Origin of the sequence: Candidatus Pelagibacter sp. (assembly GCF_052049995.1) — a bacterium.
Classification (GTDB): domain Bacteria; phylum Pseudomonadota; class Alphaproteobacteria; order Pelagibacterales; family Pelagibacteraceae; genus Pelagibacter.
The window spans coordinates 81,758-97,492 of sequence record NZ_JBNGYX010000001.1 but is presented as its reverse complement, the minus strand read 5'-3'; the positions used below and the strand labels follow the sequence as shown (position 1 = coordinate 97,492).

The following is a 15,735-nucleotide window of genomic DNA, read 5'->3' as shown; positions in this document are numbered from 1 at the left end:
AAATGGATTTAAAACTTAGAAAATTTGCAAAATTTGTAGATAAAACTTTTATAGAGGGTGGAAAAAAAGCTAAAGAGCCTGTTTTGTTAGTTTCAGTTGCAGCTGTTATAGAAAATCCTTGGGCCGGAAAAGGTTTTGTAGAAGATTTAAAACCAGAAATATTAGATCTTGCGCCTAAATTAGGAGATCTTTTGGTGCCAGAGTTAATAAAAGAAATTGGATCAGGTGAAAAAATTTTAGCTTATGGGAAAGCTGCGATGGTTGGATTGAACGGTGAAATAGAACATGCGTCTGCATTTATTCATACTTTAAGATTTGGAAATAAATTTAGAGATGCCGTTGGTGGAACTTCTTATTTAAGTTTTACTAACACTAGAGGCCCTGCGGGAGCAAAAATTTCAATTCCAATGATGCATAAAACTGATGCTGGATTAAGACCTTTTTATCTAACGCATGAATTTACAATTCACGATGCCCCTAATGAAGATGAAATAGTTGTAGCTATTGGAGGTGCTCCAACCGGACGAGCTCATGCAAGAACAGGTGACAGATATCAAGACATGAAAGAGATGGGCATCGATAAATAATTGATGTCTTACAATTTTGATAACAATCAAAATCATTATTATTTTAATAATAAAAATTCGTTACCAATAATTTTTATTCATGGGGTTGGTTTAAATCAGCAAATGTGGAAACCACAAATTGAATTTTTTAAAGATAATTCATTTATAACTTACGATCTGTTAGGACATGGAAAAACACCCTTTAAAGAACCAAATTTATCAATGGAAAATTTTATTGATCAATTATCAAATTTAGTAAATAACCTAAAGATAGATAAATTTAATTTAATCGGCTTTTCTATCGGATCTTTGATTGCAATTGAATTTGCTTCAAAATATGAAAATTATTTAAATTCCTTAACTCTAATTTCCACTACTTACAAAAGGACAGCTGAAGAAAGACAAAATGTAATTGATAGAGTAAATTTAGCAAAAAAAAATATGCCAATATCTCAAATGGCAATGAAGAGATGGTTTTCAGATGAGTACCTTGAGCAAAACCCTGAATTATACGATGAGTTTATGAAAATTCTTAATAAGAAAGGAATTGATCAAGAAAATTTTATAAAAGCTTATGAAATATTTGCAAACTATGAGGACAATCTTGAAAATATAAAAAATATTAAAACAAATACCTTAATTATAACAGGATCAGATGATCCAGGATCTACGCCTGATATGTCAAAAAATTTAAATAAAGATATACTAAATTCAACATATGTTGAAATTAAAAATGGAAAACATTTATGCAGTATTGAATATGCAGACGAAGTAAATAATGCAATAATGAAACATATAAATAATGTCTGAATTAAAAAAATATCAAATGTTTATAGACGGTCACTGGGTAGACTCTGATACAAAAAAAACTTTTGAAACTTTAAATCCAGAAAATAATAAGCCTTGGGCTATAGTACCTGAAGCTAGCGCAAATGATGTTGATAGAGCTGTAAAAGCTGCACAAAAAGCTTTTGAAGGTGAATGGCCAAAGATGATTGCAAGAGATAGAGCAAAATATTTAAGAGCAATCGGAAATAAACTTAGAGAAAATTCTGAACTATTAGGAAAAATTGAAACAATTGATACAGGAAAACTGTACAGAGAAACTTATCAACAAGCAAAATACATTGCTGAATATTATGATTACTATGCAGGTTTAGCTGACAAAGTTGAAGGAACAGTTCTTCCAATAGATAAACCAAATATTCAAGCGATCACAACAAGAATTCCAATAGGTGTTATTGCAGCTATCATTCCTTGGAATTCTCAAATGTTTTTAACTGCAACAAAAGTCGCTCCTGCTCTAGCTATGGGTAATACAGTAGTAATTAAATGTTCTGAACTAGCACCAGCAACTATGTTTGAATTTGCAAAGTTAGTTGAAGAAACTGGAATACCAAAAGGTGTTGTAAATGTAGTTTCTGGGTTTGGAGATCCATGTGGTAAAGCTTTAACTACTCACAACTTAGTTGAGAAAGTAGCTTTTACAGGAGGCCCTGAAACTGCAAGGCATATAATTAGAAACTCTGCAGAAAATTTATCTGAGGTAAGTTTAGAATTAGGAGGCAAAAGTCCTGTTGCTGTTTTTGATGATGCTAAACAAGAAAATGCAATTAATGGAATAACTGCTGGAATATTTGGAGCAAGTGGTCAAAGTTGTATAGCAGGTTCAAGGTTGTACTTACAAAAAGGAATTTATAACGAATTTTTAGATAAGTTATCATCAAGAGCAGAAAAAATTAAAATAGGTGCTCCAATGGACTCTGATACTGAAATGGGTCCCTTAAGTAACTTTAAACAATTAGAAGTAATAGAAAAAAATATTAAATTAACTGTTGAACAAGGTGGAAAAATTAAATGTGGTGGTAAAAGACATCCTTTTTCAAATGAAGGTTATTATTTTCCACCAACAATTATTGAGTGTGAAAATCATAATTTACCGGCTGCTGAAAATGAGCTTTTTGGCCCTGTATTATCAGTAATGAAATTTGACACTGAAAAAGAGGTAATTGAATTAATGAACGACAATCAATATGGTCTTTCTTCAGGTGTTTATACTAGTGATCTCGCAAGAGGAATGAGGGTGTCTAATGCTATCCGGGCAGGTATAACATTTGTAAATACTTACAGATTAATTTCACCATCTGCACCATTTGGAGGAATTAAAGATAGTGGGTATGGAAAAGAGGCTGGAATTGAATCAGTTAAAGACTACACACGGGTAAAAACAACTTGGTTCTATACATCTGATGAACCTTCTCTAGACCCTTTCTCAATAAGATAATCTGTATCAATTAACCCATCAAAAATAGGATAATTTTGTCATTGAATATTGATTGTATTCATACTTAAATTGGCTTTTATAAATTGTTAACAATAAAGAGGAAGATAATGAGAAAACTATTTATCGCTGTATTTATGTTTGTATCAAGTTTTGGTTCAAATGTAATGGCAGACGGACATTCGATTAAAATGGGGATTATTTTAGGATTCACTGGTCCTATTGAATCTCTAACTCCAGCTATGGCAGCATCTGCAGAGCTTGCATTTAAAGAAGCTTCTGATTCAGGTTCGCTATTAGGTGGGAAAAAAATTGAGCCAGTAAGAGCAGACTCAACTTGTGTTGACTCAGCAGCGGCAACAGCTGCAGCTGAAGGTTTAATTTCAGGTGGTGTAGCTGCAATTATGGGAGCAGACTGTTCAGGTGTAACTGGTGCTATTGCAACTAACGTTGCTGTACCAAATGGTGTAGTAATGATTTCACCTTCAGCTACTTCTCCAGGATTAACAACTCTAGATGACAAAGGGTATTTCTTTAGAACTGCTCCATCAGATGCTAGAGGTGGTCAAATTTTAGCTGATATAACTAAAGACAGAAAAGTAAAAAGTGTTGCAATCACTTATACAAACAATGACTATGGTAAAGGTTTGGCTGATGTTTACAAAGCAGCAGTTGAAGCTCATGGTATTAAAGTTACAACTGTAACTGCTCACGAGGATGGAAAAGCAGATTACTCATCTGAAGTAGCAACTCTTGCTTCTGCTGGTGGTGATGCTGTAGCAGTTATTGGTTATCTTGACCAAGGAGGAAAAGGAATTATTCAAGCTTCTCTAGACTCTGGTGCGTTTGATAGATTTATTTTATCAGATGGTATGATTGGTCAATCTTTAGTTGATGCATTCGGAAAAGATTTAAGTAAATCATTTGGATCATTACCAGGTTCTACTGGTAAAGGTGCAGGTATATTTGCTGAAGTTGCAAAAGCTGGAGGTGTAGAAGCTTCTGGTCCTTACACAGGTGAATCTTACGATGCAGCTGCTTTAATCGTTCTTGCAATGCAAGCAGGTAACTCTGCTGACAGAGCATCTATTGCAAAAAATGTAATGGATGTTGCTAACGCTCCTGGAACTAAAATTTATCCAGGTGAGCTTAAGAAAGGTTTAGATTTACTGGCAAAAGGTAAAAAGATTAATTACGAAGGTGCTACTGGAGTAACTTTTACTGACGTTGGTGAAGCTGAAGGTTCTTTCTTAGAACAAGAAGTTAAAGGTGGAAAATTCAAAACTAAAAAACAAAGATAATTTTTTATCTTAATTCAAAAAACCCCAGTAATTTAATTACTGGGGTTTTTTTTTAAATCAGCTCTTATAGTAGATAGAGCTATGAAAATTAGAAAAATCAAACATATTAAATTCATAGTTTTCCAGCTAGTTAGGCTAAGAAATACTCCAGCAGACAAACTGGCTAATGCTTGTATAGAATAAACAATTAAATCATTATAACCTTGAGCTCTAAATTTTTCCTCTTCTCTGTAACACAAAACAAGTAAGCTTGTTCCTGAAATGAATAGAAAATTCCACCCTAGCCCCAGGAAAATAAGTGCAACCATATAGTTAATATAATTCTGTTCAAATAAACTGGTAATAATTGTGACTAAAAACAATAAAACTCCCACATACATTATTTTACTATGACCAAATCTTTTAATTAAATTTCCTGTAACTAGTGAAGGTAAAAACATGGCTGCTATATGAAGCTGAATAACAAATCCAGTCTTGCTTAGACTTATTTTCTCCATCAGATGCATACTTATAGGAGTTGCTGTCATTAAAAAAGTCATTACAGCATATGCAAAAGCTGAAGCTACGAGCGCCTGTAGAAATCTAGGTTGAGAGATAAGCTCAAAAAAACTTCTTCCAGTTTTATATTGATTGCTAGATATCGTTTTTGGTTCCTGATAAAAAATTAAAAAAATTGTTGATGAGATAGATAAAATGGCAAGTGCAAGATAAGAACCTGCATACATATGATTTGAGATAAGTCCTTTAGAAATGTTTGCAATGTTTGGACCAATAAACGCCGAACCTATTCCTGCTAACAAAATGATAGAAATTGCTTTTGGTGCATAATCCTTATCCACAACCTCCACTGCTGCAAAACGATATTGATGGCTAAAAGCTATTCCTCCACCAATTAAAAAGCATCCTAAATTAAATAAGACAAAACTTTCTATAATTATAGAGTATGCAGTTAAAAGAGATGCAAAACATGTACCTATTGATGCAAAAATAAAACCTAATTTTCGTCCAATTATACTCATTAGCTTTGCAGCAAAAAAAGCGAATAACGCAATTCCAAGAACTGACAAAGCCATTGGAAGAGTAGCTAAAGATTTTATTGGACTAAATTTTGAACCAATTATGCCGCTTAAAAAAACGGTGACCGGTGCAGCTGTAAAAGCGAAAATCTGGCTTAATATAAGTAACGAAAGATTTTTATTCATTAAAAGAATAAATACTTATCAGCCATATACAAAGCCCAAGCAGCAGCAGCACCTAATATAATATATTTCATTATGTTTACTTTATTTCTATTTTTTCAGGAAGTATACCTTTAGGTCGATACCTCATTATAAACAACAATCCTAATCCCATCAGTAAAAATCTGAAATAAGGAACACTTTCAATTAAATGAGCTTTAAGTGCATTTGTTTCAGGAATTCCCGCAGTGAAAAAGTTTATCAAAAATAATGATATTGGTGCTGCTTCAATCCATAAGAACCAAACAACAAATCCTCCCAAAATTGCCCCAAAATTATTTCCACTTCCTCCAACAATTACCATTACCCAAATTAAGAACGTATATCTCATGGGTCTATAACTTCCTGGAGTAAATAGTCCATCTTGTGTAACAAGCATTGCGCCTGCAATTCCAACAATTGCTGAGCCTAAAATAAAAATTAGTAAATGTTGTTTAACAACGTTTTTACCCATTGCATTTGCAGCTTCCTCATTATCTCTAATTGCCCTCATCATTCTTCCCCATGGAGAATAAAGAGCCTTTTGAGTTAAAATTAAAAGAATAATTACTACAACTAAGAATAATCCTGAATAACACAGTTTTACAAATACTGATGAACCTTCTATAACAAGTTGGTTTAAAGCAGCCTGTCTATCAGCTAAATTCTCAATTACACTTAATTTTCCTGCATTAAACTTTTCAACTAATTTAATAAACCAATCTGTAGTTTGCAGATCTACCTCATAAGGTGCAGGTCTTTTTAATCCAATCACATTTTTGACCCCTCTTGTGAGCCAATCCTCGTGTTTAATAATTGCAATAACAATTTCAGAAATAAGTAGAGTGGCAATTGCTAAATAATCTGCTCTAAGACCAAGCGCAACTTTCCCAACTATAAAAGCTAAACCCCCTGCAAAAAGAGCTCCAACTATCCAAGAAAATATAATTGGTAATCCAAATCCTCCTAAGAAACCAGTTTTAGCTGGATCTACTGCTTCAATTGCTTCTATACCTGGCTCTGCAGAAAATCTTATAAGTAAAATACCTGAAATTATTATTGCAGCTATGCTGTATGTTCTTATTTTTGATTTTTCAAATCTTTTTAAAATAAACCTTATAACTAATACCATTACTACTATCAGCCATAACGACATTAGGATGTCGAAACCTCCTGCCCTCCATGCCTCTTGAACAGGATCGACAGATATCAATACCGCAGCTAAACCACCTAAAGCTGTATAACCCATAATTCCAAAATTAATTAAACCAGCGTACCCCCATTGAATATTTGCACCCATTGTCATGACCGCAGAAATTAAACAAAGATTAAATATTGATAAAGCGATATTCCAAGACTGAAATATTCCAACCATTAAAATAAGCACCATCATGATGCTGTAAGCTGCGATTACATTTAGGTTTTTTCTCACAATACTTTCCCCTTAAATATTCCTGATGGTCGATAAATTAAAACAATTACAAGAATAGAGAACGAGACTGCAAACTTGTAATCTGTAGATAGTAACTGAACTAAACTATTTGGCTCCATACTTTCTGGTAAAATATACATAAAGAATTTTTTATATGCGTAAGTGAGCAATATTTCAGAAAAAGCAATTACATATCCACCTAAAAAAGCTCCAAATGGATTTCCAATTCCTCCAACAATTGCAGCAGCAAAAATAGGAAGCATATTATTAAAGTAAGTAAATGGTTTAAAACTTTTATCTAAACCATACAACGCACCACCAATAGTTGCTAAAATTCCAGCAATTACCCAAGTAACTAAAACTATTTTTTTAGGATCAATACCTGACAACAAAGCAAGATCCTCATTATCAGAATAAGCTTTCATACTTTTTCCAGTTTTGGTTCTATTTAAAAACCAAAATAATAAAGAGACTAAAACTATTGTTACAAAAATAGTAATCACTTGAGTTGATTTCAATGCAAGACCTTCATTTAAACCTGTCATCTCTTTAAATTCACGAGCTTTAATAATGAATTTTTCACCATCAAAAAATCTTCTATCACCAGGTCCAATTATAATTCTGACCACTGCTTGTGTTACAAACATTACTCCTATACTTACCATTGCAAACTGGACAGGAGGACTTTTTTGACTTCTGTAATACTTAAAGACAAACTTATCTATTAAAAGCATGTAAAAAATCATGAAAATTATTCCAAAAGGAATAGCTAATAAAGCAGTAGGTAAAACACCTAAAGAAACACCTAAAGATTGAAAATACCATGTAAATAAAATCGTTGCCATGGTTCCAAAAGACATCATGTCACCAGTTGCGAAGTTTGCAAATCGTAAAATTCCATAAATAAGTGTTACAAATATTGCACCCAGTGCTAACTGAGAACCATAAGTTAATGCAGGAATGAAAATATAATTTAATAAAAGAATTATTGCATTTATAAAATCCATATTACCCTCCCAAAAAAGAGCTTCTTACTCTTGGATCGTCTAATAATTCTTTTCCAGTTCCTGAATAACGATTTTCTCCAGTGACCAACACATAACCTCTATCTGAAATGCTTAATGCTTGTTTTGCATTTTGTTCTACCATTAAGATAGCAACGTTTGTTCTTTTTACTTTTACAATATGATCAAATAATTCGTCCATCACAATTGGCGATACACCAGCGGTTGGCTCGTCTAACATTAAAACAGTGGGTTTAATCATTAAAGCTCGACCTAGAGCTACTTGTTGTCTTTGACCTCCAGAAAGTTCACCAACCAACTGATTTCTTTTCTCTCTTAAAATTGGAAATAATTCATAAATTTCCTCAATTATATTTTTGATTTCATCCTCAACTAGAAATGCACCCATTTCTAAATTTTCTTCAACAGTCATCCCTGAAAAAACATTTTTAGTCTGTGGCACAAAAGAAATACCTTGCTTAACTCGATCTTGAGGAGATAATTTTGAAATATCCTTACCATCAATTTTTACTGATCCAGATTTTAAATTCAACAAGCCCAACATTGCTTTCATGGCAGTTGATTTACCAGCTCCATTAGGACCTAAAATAGAAACTATTTCACCTTTATTAACATTTACTGAACATGAACTAATAATATCAGGACCATTGCCATAACCACCTGTCATTTCTATTCCTTCAAAATATGCCATTAATTTGTATCCTTTAATTTTGATCCTCTTCCAAGATAGCTTTCAATAACTTTCTCATCTTTTTTTGCTTCATCAACAGTTCCTTCAAACAAAACTGATCCTTCAGCCATAACAATTACTGGATCACATAATCTTCCAATAAAATCCATATCATGTTCAATCATACAAAAAGTATAACCTTTTTCTTTATTTAACTTTTCTATTGCAGTTCCAAGATCTTTTAACAAAGTTCTATTAACTCCGGCTCCTACTTCATCTAATAATACTAATTTTGCATCAACCATCATGGTTCTTCCAAGTTCTAATAATTTCTTTTGTCCACCTGAAAGATTTCCAGCAAGCTCATTTGATAAATGTCCTAAATTTAAAAATTCAACAACTTCTTTTGCTTTCTCTTTAACCACAGCCTCTTCTTGTGCAACTAAACCCGGTTTAAATAATGCTGTCATTATTTTTTCTCCAGATTGATTTCCTGGAACCATCATTAAATTTTCTAAAACAGATAAATTTGAAAACTCATGTGCAATTTGAAATGTTCTTAACAACCCTTTAGAAAATAACTCATACGATGGAACATCAGTAATATTTTCATCATCAAAAACAACATTACCGCCTGAGGATTTTAAGTTTCCAGCAATTAAATTAAATAAAGTTGTTTTACCAGATCCATTTGGCCCAATGATGCCAGTGATAGTTCCTCTTTTAACTTTTATTGAACAATCTGAAACCGCAGCTAATCCACCAAAATATTTACTCAAATTATTAATCTCTAAAATATTTTCAGACATTTAATTTATTTATTTAGTCTTTTGTGAATACTGTTTAAAGTTTTTTCTAGAGATTTATAAAATCCAGATTTAGTTAATTCTTTGACACCTTGTTCATTTAATCCTTTAGGTGTTTGAGACTCTTTAACTAAATTTTTTAAATTTTCTCTAGAATTTACTACAGCATCTTCAGATAAAGCTAAAAATAAAGAAGTAATATATTTTTGAGCATTATTTCTTTTTACACCTCTTTTTACCAACCAATCAGTCATTACTCTTAACAACTCATAAAAAGGCGCCATCATGCCAGAAGTTGACCAAAAGTTTATAGAGGATTTCTCATTTTTAATTTCTACAGTTGTTCCCAAATTATTAAAAAATGCTTTTACTTTTGCATTAGGAGGACAAATAGGCACTGGACCTTTTTTTAATGAAATTGGAGGTAAAGGTATTGCTCTTACAATTTTTGCTTTTACTTTAATTGCTTTTTTTAATTGAGATAAAGTAATTGTCGAAATAAAACTAACAACCGTTTGGGTCGATTTAAATTTTAAATCTTTAATAATTTTTTCACCAACAGTAGGTGTAACTGATAAAAATACCCAATTAGATTGATCTGCAATTTGTTGATTATTCTTAGCAATAACTATTTTTTTAAACTTTCTTCTTAAACCAAGAGCTATTTTTTTATTTCTTGGAGAAATAATAATTTTCTTATAAGAAATTTTTGATTTACATATTCCAGTAATCACTGAAGCTGCAATTTTTCCAGTACCAATAAAACCTAAATTCATAATTTTGGTTACTTTATATTGATTATATTGAATTAATTAACAAAAAAAGAACCTCTAATTCTTAGTAATTCTCTGCTTAATTCCTTGTTTTCTTTGAAAGGTTTTCTTCCATGGAGCCAGAAATAATTATTTGCAATCACAGAAAATCCAACAGGTAATTTTGTAATTATTTTATTTTTACTTTCCTCTAATCCATCAGACAATCTTTGTAAAAAATTTCCTTGATCCATATTTTGAGGTTCTGGAAATTGATCTATATAAGATATCGTTGGTCTTCCCTCTTTATCAGTCGAAAAGACTGGGTGCTCTACCTTGTAGTCAATATTTTTACTTTTTGGTGACCCCCAAACAAAATTTTGTCTACCAACTGGATCATTGTATAAATCATCACAATGCTCCCAGTCATCAAGGTGTAACATAGCTGTTTCACCACCTTCAACATTCTGCTCATCAATTTTTGTCATAATTAACCAATCGGTTACATCTTTCACATATGTCCCATCTGTATGAAGATCCATATTCCTATAAGCCTTTCTTAAGTAAGAGTCGCTAGTATCTTCATGTTTAACATGAAAACGAGCATAATATTTTCCTGCCATGGCATCATGATTAGGTATGCCAATTAGATGAGCTATTGCAGTTGATAACTTAACTAAAAATGTATCATTAATTTTTGGAGTTATATTTTTTGGTCCAATAATAAAGCAACCTGTAGATCTATCTCTAATAATTGAGTTCATTAATTCGCTTAATTTATTATTTGTTAAATCATCTAAACTTTTAGCTAAAGTAAATCTTGTAAATGGTTTTAGCTCTAGAGCTGTTAAATCGAATTTATTAAACGGGAAAATTAATTTATCTATAATATTATTTTCTAAACTTATCTTTATAATCCTATTTGATTGATCATGTTTTTGAATGTCTATGCCTGTAATTTTTTGCATTCTAAATTTTATTTTACCTTATTTTATAAATCAATCTAATCAGATATAATTATTAAGTATTGCCATACAAATAGCTGAGAAAATTGTAGGATAAACAAAGTTCTTCTTTGATATAAAAAAAATAACTAAAGATAACAGCACAACAACAAATCTACTTGAATAACTAGCATCTACCAAAATACCAGCAGGAAAAATTATAGTTCTAGCTATTAGTGCTGCCAAGGTTGCATAGGCTAAACAATTAAACCACTTAAAAAGCTTGGAAGTTTCTTTTATACCCTCAGATGTTAGAGCGCCCAAAAATCTAGACAAAAATGTTGCTAAAGACGTAACAAGAATTGCATAAACAATATTAGCTGACACTGTGCTCTCCTACTAGATAAGCTAAGGTTCCACCAATTATACCTGCTATCAAAATTGACCATTCTGGTGAGAGTAAATAAATAATTGGTCCCAATATTGTTCCAAGCAAAACAGACAGCGTAACTGGAATAGTTTTAGATGCACCAATCATCATACATAGAAAATAAACTGGATTAAGAATTGCTAAACCCAACATCATATCTTTATTCAAATACTCAGAGAAAGAGAAACCTAAAAATGTTCCAATTACCGATACACTTACTGTTGCGCTTCCAATACCAATCCAATAATCAATTCTATATTTTTTTGGAATGTTTTTATAATTGCTTTTCATGATTAACCATGCGGAAATAGCAATGAAATGACATGAAAAATAATACTTCCACTTAGGTTGACTTCTGTGCATCATTAGCGGAAATAAAGATACAGCCATAGGGTAAAGTCTTGCATTAACAATCCATACCGCCAAAAAAATATTTAACAAAGATGCTCCAATTAACATGGACTCAGCCATCACTAGTGAGCCTGGTAAAGCATAAGTTAAAACAGTTGAAAAAATACTTTCTTGAATATTAAAACCTAAATTTTTAAATAGAGCTCCAATAGCTATAAAGCAACAAGTGAGAGCTATAGCTGGACTATCATGACTAAATATAGATCTATATCCTTTAAAGAAAAAATTTTTTTTAATCATTATCCACCTAGGAACAGTCTACCAACATCAGGATTTTGAAGTAAATCATCTCCTTTACCTGCAATTGCAGTTTGCCCAGATACCAAAACGTATCCAATATCTGCAAACTCTAATCCTTTTTTGGCATTTTGCTCAACTAGAATGATTGTTTTTTTTTCATTTTGCTGAAGATCTCTTAATATTTCAAAAACCATTTCAATATATCTGGGTTCGAGTCCAATTGATGGTTCATCTACTAAAAGTACTGAAGGTTTCATAACTAACGCTCTTGATATTTCTAATAATCTTCTCTCACCTCCAGATAAAACTTTTGCGGGTTGATTTCTTCTATTTCTTAACCTTTCATACTTTTCAAAAATTCTTTCAGCCTCTTCAAATGATTCATCTGTTTTTTCTTTTATGTATCCTCCCATTAATAAGTTTTCTTCTACTGTCATATCTGGAAATACAGAGTTGTCCTGTAATATATAAGCTATACCAACTGACTTTAGCTTTTCTGCTGGGGTAAGATTTGTAATTTCTTTTCCTTCAAGTTCAATTTGGCCAGAAAAAATATTTGTAAAACCATATATTGAATGAAGAATTGTGGATTTGCCTGCACCATTAGGACCAATTAAACATAAAGACTGAGCTTTATTTACGAATAAATCAAAGTTATGTAAAATTTCCATTTTTCCATAACCTGCGTTTAAATTTTTAATAGTTAAGTGAACCTCGTTCGGAGATAATTTTTTTAAATCATCTGGTGTTGGAGCTTTTCCTAATACTTCATATTGATTAGCCATTATTGTGCTCCTAAATACGCATCAATGACACGTTTATCATTTTTAATTTCATCTGGTGATCCATTAGCCAACATTTTACCATGAGCTAAACAAAAAATATTTTCTGCTAATTGCATAATTACTCTCATGTTATGCTCAATCACTAAAAGTGTTATTCCAAAATCTTGATTTACTTTAATTAATCTATCAATAATACCATTTATTAGTGTAGGATTTATTCCAGCTGTAGGCTCATCTAGCAGTAGCATCTCTGGTTCATTCATCAATGCCATGGCCAATTCTAATAATTTTTGCTGACCAAAAGATAGATCTCCTGCTCTTAGCTTTCTTTTTTGATATAATCCTACAAAATTTAATAGGTTTTCTGCCTTTTCAGTTAATTCTTTTGGAATTTTAGAAAATATTTTCATTAAATTTGCATCACTACCTTTGTGACTAATGAGCATATTTTCTATACAATTAAGTTTTCCATAAATTCTAGTTTGTTGAAAAGTTCTTAGCAGTCCTAGCTTAGCAATAACTGGGACTGGTAACTCAGAAACTTCTTTACCATTAAATTTAATAGATCCATTATCTATTGGGTAAGTCCCTACAATAGAATTAAACAATGTAGTTTTACCTGAACCATTTGGCCCAATTAATCCAACTATCTTACCTTTTTCAACATTCATTGAGATGTCAACATTAGCTTTAACGCCACCAAATGATTTACTTACATTGCTTACTTCTAAAATACTCATTTAAGTTCTACCTGTGCTTTACGATCTTTTTCATCAACTACTTCACCGAAACGTTCTGGATACTTTTCTCTTAACCATCCCATAATTCCTTCTGGGAAATAAATTACAATTACTACAATCAAAACTCCAAGAGCAACATACTGCCAACCTAAAAAGAATGTCCAAAAACCTTCTTTAAATATATGGAATATAGTTGCACCAATAATTGGACCCCAAAGTGTTCCCTTTCCTCCAAGTATTGCCATCAATACCATGAACACACCCATCTCTCTTCCATCAAAAGCAACGTCTGTAGAGTCTATATAGCCAACTAATCCTCCCATTATTCCACCGGCTAATCCACAAAAGAAAGCTGAGATCATCCAACCAATAATTTTATATTTCATTGTTTCAATACCCATTGCTTCAGCTTTATCCTCATTGTCTCTGATAGCATTAAGTATTAATTTAAATCGCGTAGAATAAATTGAACGCACTGCAATAAATGTCAAAATTAAAGTAAAGAAACTTAAGAAATAAAAAAACTCTCCTCTTGCTTCTAAACTCCCAACGTCTGGAAATGGAGGTGTTGTAAATCCTTGGCCTGCACCAATAATTTCTATTCCTCCAGAAATTTCACCTGCAGCTACTCCTAAACCCAATGTACAGATTGCAAAGTAATGTCCTCTTAGACCTAAAATTGAATATCCAATTAAACCAGCAATAATGGTTGGAACTATAGCTGCAACAATTAACCCAACAGCCATTCCTTGAAAAAATTGAGCAGGAGTATGAACAAATGTTTTTTCACCACCACTCTCTGTCCATTCTGCTAACGGAAAGAACATCCCAACTTGAACCGATGCACAAAGATACATCCCAAGACCATAGAACAAAATATTTCCAAACGAATTATAACCCATCTCACCGCCTTGGATATTCCATGTAGTCGCAAGAACTATCAATACACATAGTATTGATAGCTGAACTTTAAAAGCTGGAAATAAAAATGGAGCCACTAATCCAAAAATCAAAATACCAGAATATAAAATTAAATTATTCTTGTTCATATAAGCTGTTTATTTTGTCTCTAAATTTTTGGTCAACTGTAAAATAATGTCCATTTTCTTCATGTACGCTTGATCCGTTTAAATGATATTCATCTATATGTTTTTTAAATTTTTCGATATCAACTTTAATTATTTTTCCAGTATCATCTGTAATTTCAACTTTTTTCACTTTAGGTACTCTCTTTTTCTCGAAAGTTTAAATCTTCTGTAAACTAAAATTAATACTAATAGTAAAAATACAGAGCCAATTCTAAATTCTGTTCCTAGAATATAGTCTGCAAATTCTTCAAATACACCAAGACCCATACCAGACATTGCAACTCCTGGTAAATTTCCTAGGCCCGCAACAATAACAATCATAAATGATCGAATTGTATATGGTAATCCCATGTAAGGGTGAATTGTAAATGTTATAGAAATTAAAGCTCCAGCAACGCCACAAAGAGCAGCATTAATTCCAAATGTTGCTGCATAAACTTTTTCCGTATCAACACCTAAAATTTTAGCAGCTCTAGCATTTTGTGCAGTAGCTCTAATTGCACGTCCAAGCTTAGATTTTTTCATGTAAATTACTAAACATATCGCGAATAAAATACTTATAAAAGCTGAAAACAATTTTGAGTTAGGTAACACAACATTATTGTTAAACAACATCGTTGTTCCATAATCTGAGTTAGCAAGGACAACATCTGCGCCAAATGCAAAATTCATTAATTGCATGAATAGAATGCTTATTCCAAAAGTTGCTAATATGGAGATAAACAAGTCTCTATCTACTACTTTATTAATAACTAATTTGTAAATTAGAACACCTAGGAAATACATTATTACTGGTGCAACAATCACGCCCCATGCTGGGTGAATGCCATAAAGATACATAAAATAAGCAATATATCCTCCCAAAATAACAAGATCTCCTTGTGCAATATTAATTATATTCATCACTCCCCATTGAAGAGCCATCCCGTAAGCGATCAATGCAAATAAAATTCCAAGAAGGATTCCATCCAAGCAAGCTTGGACCGTTATCATCGGATATTGGAAAACCATGAAATCCATAAAAAGTATTTGGGTTATATAAAAAAA

The 15,735-nt window shown here is 32.0% G+C and carries 18 protein-coding genes; 4 read left to right on the top strand and 14 right to left on the bottom strand.

What is annotated here, in order from left to right; translation table 11 throughout:
- The first annotated feature begins 2 nt into the window (after positions 1-2).
- From ACTT9Y_RS00535 to ACTT9Y_RS00520, 4 genes are all read left to right on the top strand, one after another.
- Positions 3-587, top strand: a complete 585-nt coding sequence (locus ACTT9Y_RS00535; RefSeq protein WP_440932549.1) for an amino acid synthesis family protein — start codon at positions 3-5, stop codon at positions 585-587.
- 3 nt (positions 588-590) lie between these two features.
- The gene (locus ACTT9Y_RS00530; RefSeq protein ID WP_440932548.1) at positions 591-1,376 is read left to right on the top strand and encodes an alpha/beta fold hydrolase; all 786 of its coding nucleotides are present in this window, start codon (positions 591-593) and stop codon (positions 1,374-1,376) included.
- Complete coding sequence (locus ACTT9Y_RS00525; protein ID WP_440932547.1) at positions 1,369-2,850, top strand: aldehyde dehydrogenase; 1,482 nt, start codon at positions 1,369-1,371, stop codon at positions 2,848-2,850. The genes ACTT9Y_RS00530 and ACTT9Y_RS00525 overlap by 8 nt, the downstream gene beginning before the upstream one ends.
- 107 nt (positions 2,851-2,957) lie before the next feature.
- Positions 2,958-4,148, top strand: a complete 1,191-nt coding sequence (locus ACTT9Y_RS00520) for an ABC transporter substrate-binding protein (RefSeq protein ID WP_440932546.1) — start codon at positions 2,958-2,960, stop codon at positions 4,146-4,148.
- Between the two features lie 32 nt (positions 4,149-4,180).
- Here the strand turns inward: ACTT9Y_RS00520 and ACTT9Y_RS00515 are convergent, their stop codons facing one another.
- From ACTT9Y_RS00515 to ACTT9Y_RS00450, 14 genes are all read right to left on the bottom strand, one after another.
- Complete coding sequence (locus ACTT9Y_RS00515; RefSeq protein ID WP_440932545.1) at positions 4,181-5,350, bottom strand: MFS transporter; 1,170 nt, start codon at positions 5,348-5,350, stop codon at positions 4,181-4,183.
- A 76-nt stretch (positions 5,351-5,426) separates the two neighbouring features.
- The gene (locus tag ACTT9Y_RS00510) at positions 5,427-6,758 is read right to left on the bottom strand and encodes a branched-chain amino acid ABC transporter permease (protein ID WP_075484366.1); all 1,332 of its coding nucleotides are present in this window, start codon (positions 6,756-6,758) and stop codon (positions 5,427-5,429) included.
- A 35-nt stretch (positions 6,759-6,793) separates the two neighbouring features.
- Positions 6,794-7,804 carry a branched-chain amino acid ABC transporter permease gene (locus ACTT9Y_RS00505; RefSeq protein ID WP_440932544.1) on the bottom strand — a complete coding sequence of 337 codons (1,011 nt, stop codon included), beginning with the start codon at positions 7,802-7,804 and terminating at the stop codon, positions 6,794-6,796.
- Position 7,805: 1 nt separating this feature from the next.
- The gene (locus ACTT9Y_RS00500) at positions 7,806-8,513 is read right to left on the bottom strand and encodes an ABC transporter ATP-binding protein (RefSeq protein ID WP_440932543.1); all 708 of its coding nucleotides are present in this window, start codon (positions 8,511-8,513) and stop codon (positions 7,806-7,808) included.
- A complete protein-coding gene (locus ACTT9Y_RS00495; RefSeq protein ID WP_440932542.1) occupies positions 8,513-9,301 on the bottom strand; it encodes an ABC transporter ATP-binding protein in 789 nt (262 codons plus the stop codon). Before ACTT9Y_RS00495 ends, ACTT9Y_RS00500 begins: the two co-directional genes overlap by 1 nt.
- A 5-nt stretch (positions 9,302-9,306) precedes the next feature.
- Positions 9,307-10,074, bottom strand: a complete 768-nt coding sequence (locus ACTT9Y_RS00490) for a pyrroline-5-carboxylate reductase (RefSeq protein ID WP_440932541.1) — start codon at positions 10,072-10,074, stop codon at positions 9,307-9,309.
- Between the two features lie 32 nt (positions 10,075-10,106).
- Complete coding sequence (glaH, locus tag ACTT9Y_RS00485; RefSeq protein WP_440932540.1) at positions 10,107-11,018, bottom strand: glutarate dioxygenase GlaH; 912 nt, start codon at positions 11,016-11,018, stop codon at positions 10,107-10,109.
- Between the two features lie 39 nt (positions 11,019-11,057).
- Positions 11,058-11,381, bottom strand: a complete 324-nt coding sequence (locus ACTT9Y_RS00480) for an AzlD domain-containing protein (RefSeq protein WP_440932539.1) — start codon at positions 11,379-11,381, stop codon at positions 11,058-11,060.
- Positions 11,371-12,075, bottom strand: a complete 705-nt coding sequence (locus ACTT9Y_RS00475) for an AzlC family ABC transporter permease (RefSeq protein WP_440932538.1) — start codon at positions 12,073-12,075, stop codon at positions 11,371-11,373. Before ACTT9Y_RS00475 ends, ACTT9Y_RS00480 begins: the two co-directional genes overlap by 11 nt.
- Complete coding sequence (locus ACTT9Y_RS00470) at positions 12,075-12,860, bottom strand: ABC transporter ATP-binding protein (protein WP_440924955.1); 786 nt, start codon at positions 12,858-12,860, stop codon at positions 12,075-12,077. Before ACTT9Y_RS00470 ends, ACTT9Y_RS00475 begins: the two co-directional genes overlap by 1 nt.
- Positions 12,860-13,600 (bottom strand): ABC transporter ATP-binding protein, encoded by a 741-nt coding sequence (locus ACTT9Y_RS00465; RefSeq protein ID WP_440924954.1) that lies wholly within the window; start codon positions 13,598-13,600, stop codon positions 12,860-12,862. Before ACTT9Y_RS00465 ends, ACTT9Y_RS00470 begins: the two co-directional genes overlap by 1 nt.
- Positions 13,597-14,649 carry a branched-chain amino acid ABC transporter permease gene (locus tag ACTT9Y_RS00460; protein ID WP_440932537.1) on the bottom strand — a complete coding sequence of 351 codons (1,053 nt, stop codon included), beginning with the start codon at positions 14,647-14,649 and terminating at the stop codon, positions 13,597-13,599. The genes ACTT9Y_RS00465 and ACTT9Y_RS00460 overlap by 4 nt, the downstream gene beginning before the upstream one ends.
- Positions 14,636-14,818, bottom strand: coding sequence for a hypothetical protein (locus ACTT9Y_RS00455; protein WP_440932536.1), 183 nt, complete (start codon positions 14,816-14,818; stop codon positions 14,636-14,638). Before ACTT9Y_RS00455 ends, ACTT9Y_RS00460 begins: the two co-directional genes overlap by 14 nt.
- Positions 14,815-15,708 (bottom strand): branched-chain amino acid ABC transporter permease, encoded by an 894-nt coding sequence (locus ACTT9Y_RS00450; protein WP_440907561.1) that lies wholly within the window; start codon positions 15,706-15,708, stop codon positions 14,815-14,817. The genes ACTT9Y_RS00455 and ACTT9Y_RS00450 overlap by 4 nt, the downstream gene beginning before the upstream one ends.
- Between the last annotated feature and the right edge of the window lie 27 nt (positions 15,709-15,735).

Coding starts and splice junctions, on each gene's coding strand:
- ACTT9Y_RS00535 (WP_440932549.1), top strand. CDS start 3: ATGGATTTAAAACTTAGAAAATTTGCAAAATTTGTAGATAAAACTTTT.
- ACTT9Y_RS00530 (WP_440932548.1), top strand. CDS start 591: ATGTCTTACAATTTTGATAACAATCAAAATCATTATTATTTTAATAAT.
- ACTT9Y_RS00525 (WP_440932547.1), top strand. CDS start 1,369: ATGTCTGAATTAAAAAAATATCAAATGTTTATAGACGGTCACTGGGTA.
- ACTT9Y_RS00520 (WP_440932546.1), top strand. CDS start 2,958: ATGAGAAAACTATTTATCGCTGTATTTATGTTTGTATCAAGTTTTGGT.
- ACTT9Y_RS00515 (WP_440932545.1), bottom strand. CDS start 5,350: ATGAATAAAAATCTTTCGTTACTTATATTAAGCCAGATTTTCGCTTTT.
- ACTT9Y_RS00510 (WP_075484366.1), bottom strand. CDS start 6,758: ATGATGGTGCTTATTTTAATGGTTGGAATATTTCAGTCTTGGAATATC.
- ACTT9Y_RS00505 (WP_440932544.1), bottom strand. CDS start 7,804: ATGGATTTTATAAATGCAATAATTCTTTTATTAAATTATATTTTCATT.
- ACTT9Y_RS00500 (WP_440932543.1), bottom strand. CDS start 8,513: ATGGCATATTTTGAAGGAATAGAAATGACAGGTGGTTATGGCAATGGT.
- ACTT9Y_RS00495 (WP_440932542.1), bottom strand. CDS start 9,301: ATGTCTGAAAATATTTTAGAGATTAATAATTTGAGTAAATATTTTGGT.
- ACTT9Y_RS00490 (WP_440932541.1), bottom strand. CDS start 10,074: ATGAATTTAGGTTTTATTGGTACTGGAAAAATTGCAGCTTCAGTGATT.
- glaH (WP_440932540.1), bottom strand. CDS start 11,018: ATGCAAAAAATTACAGGCATAGACATTCAAAAACATGATCAATCAAAT.
- ACTT9Y_RS00475 (WP_440932538.1), bottom strand. CDS start 12,075: ATGATTAAAAAAAATTTTTTCTTTAAAGGATATAGATCTATATTTAGT.
- ACTT9Y_RS00470 (WP_440924955.1), bottom strand. CDS start 12,860: ATGGCTAATCAATATGAAGTATTAGGAAAAGCTCCAACACCAGATGAT.
- ACTT9Y_RS00465 (WP_440924954.1), bottom strand. CDS start 13,600: ATGAGTATTTTAGAAGTAAGCAATGTAAGTAAATCATTTGGTGGCGTT.
- ACTT9Y_RS00460 (WP_440932537.1), bottom strand. CDS start 14,649: ATGAACAAGAATAATTTAATTTTATATTCTGGTATTTTGATTTTTGGA.
- ACTT9Y_RS00450 (WP_440907561.1), bottom strand. CDS start 15,708: ATGGATTTCATGGTTTTCCAATATCCGATGATAACGGTCCAAGCTTGC.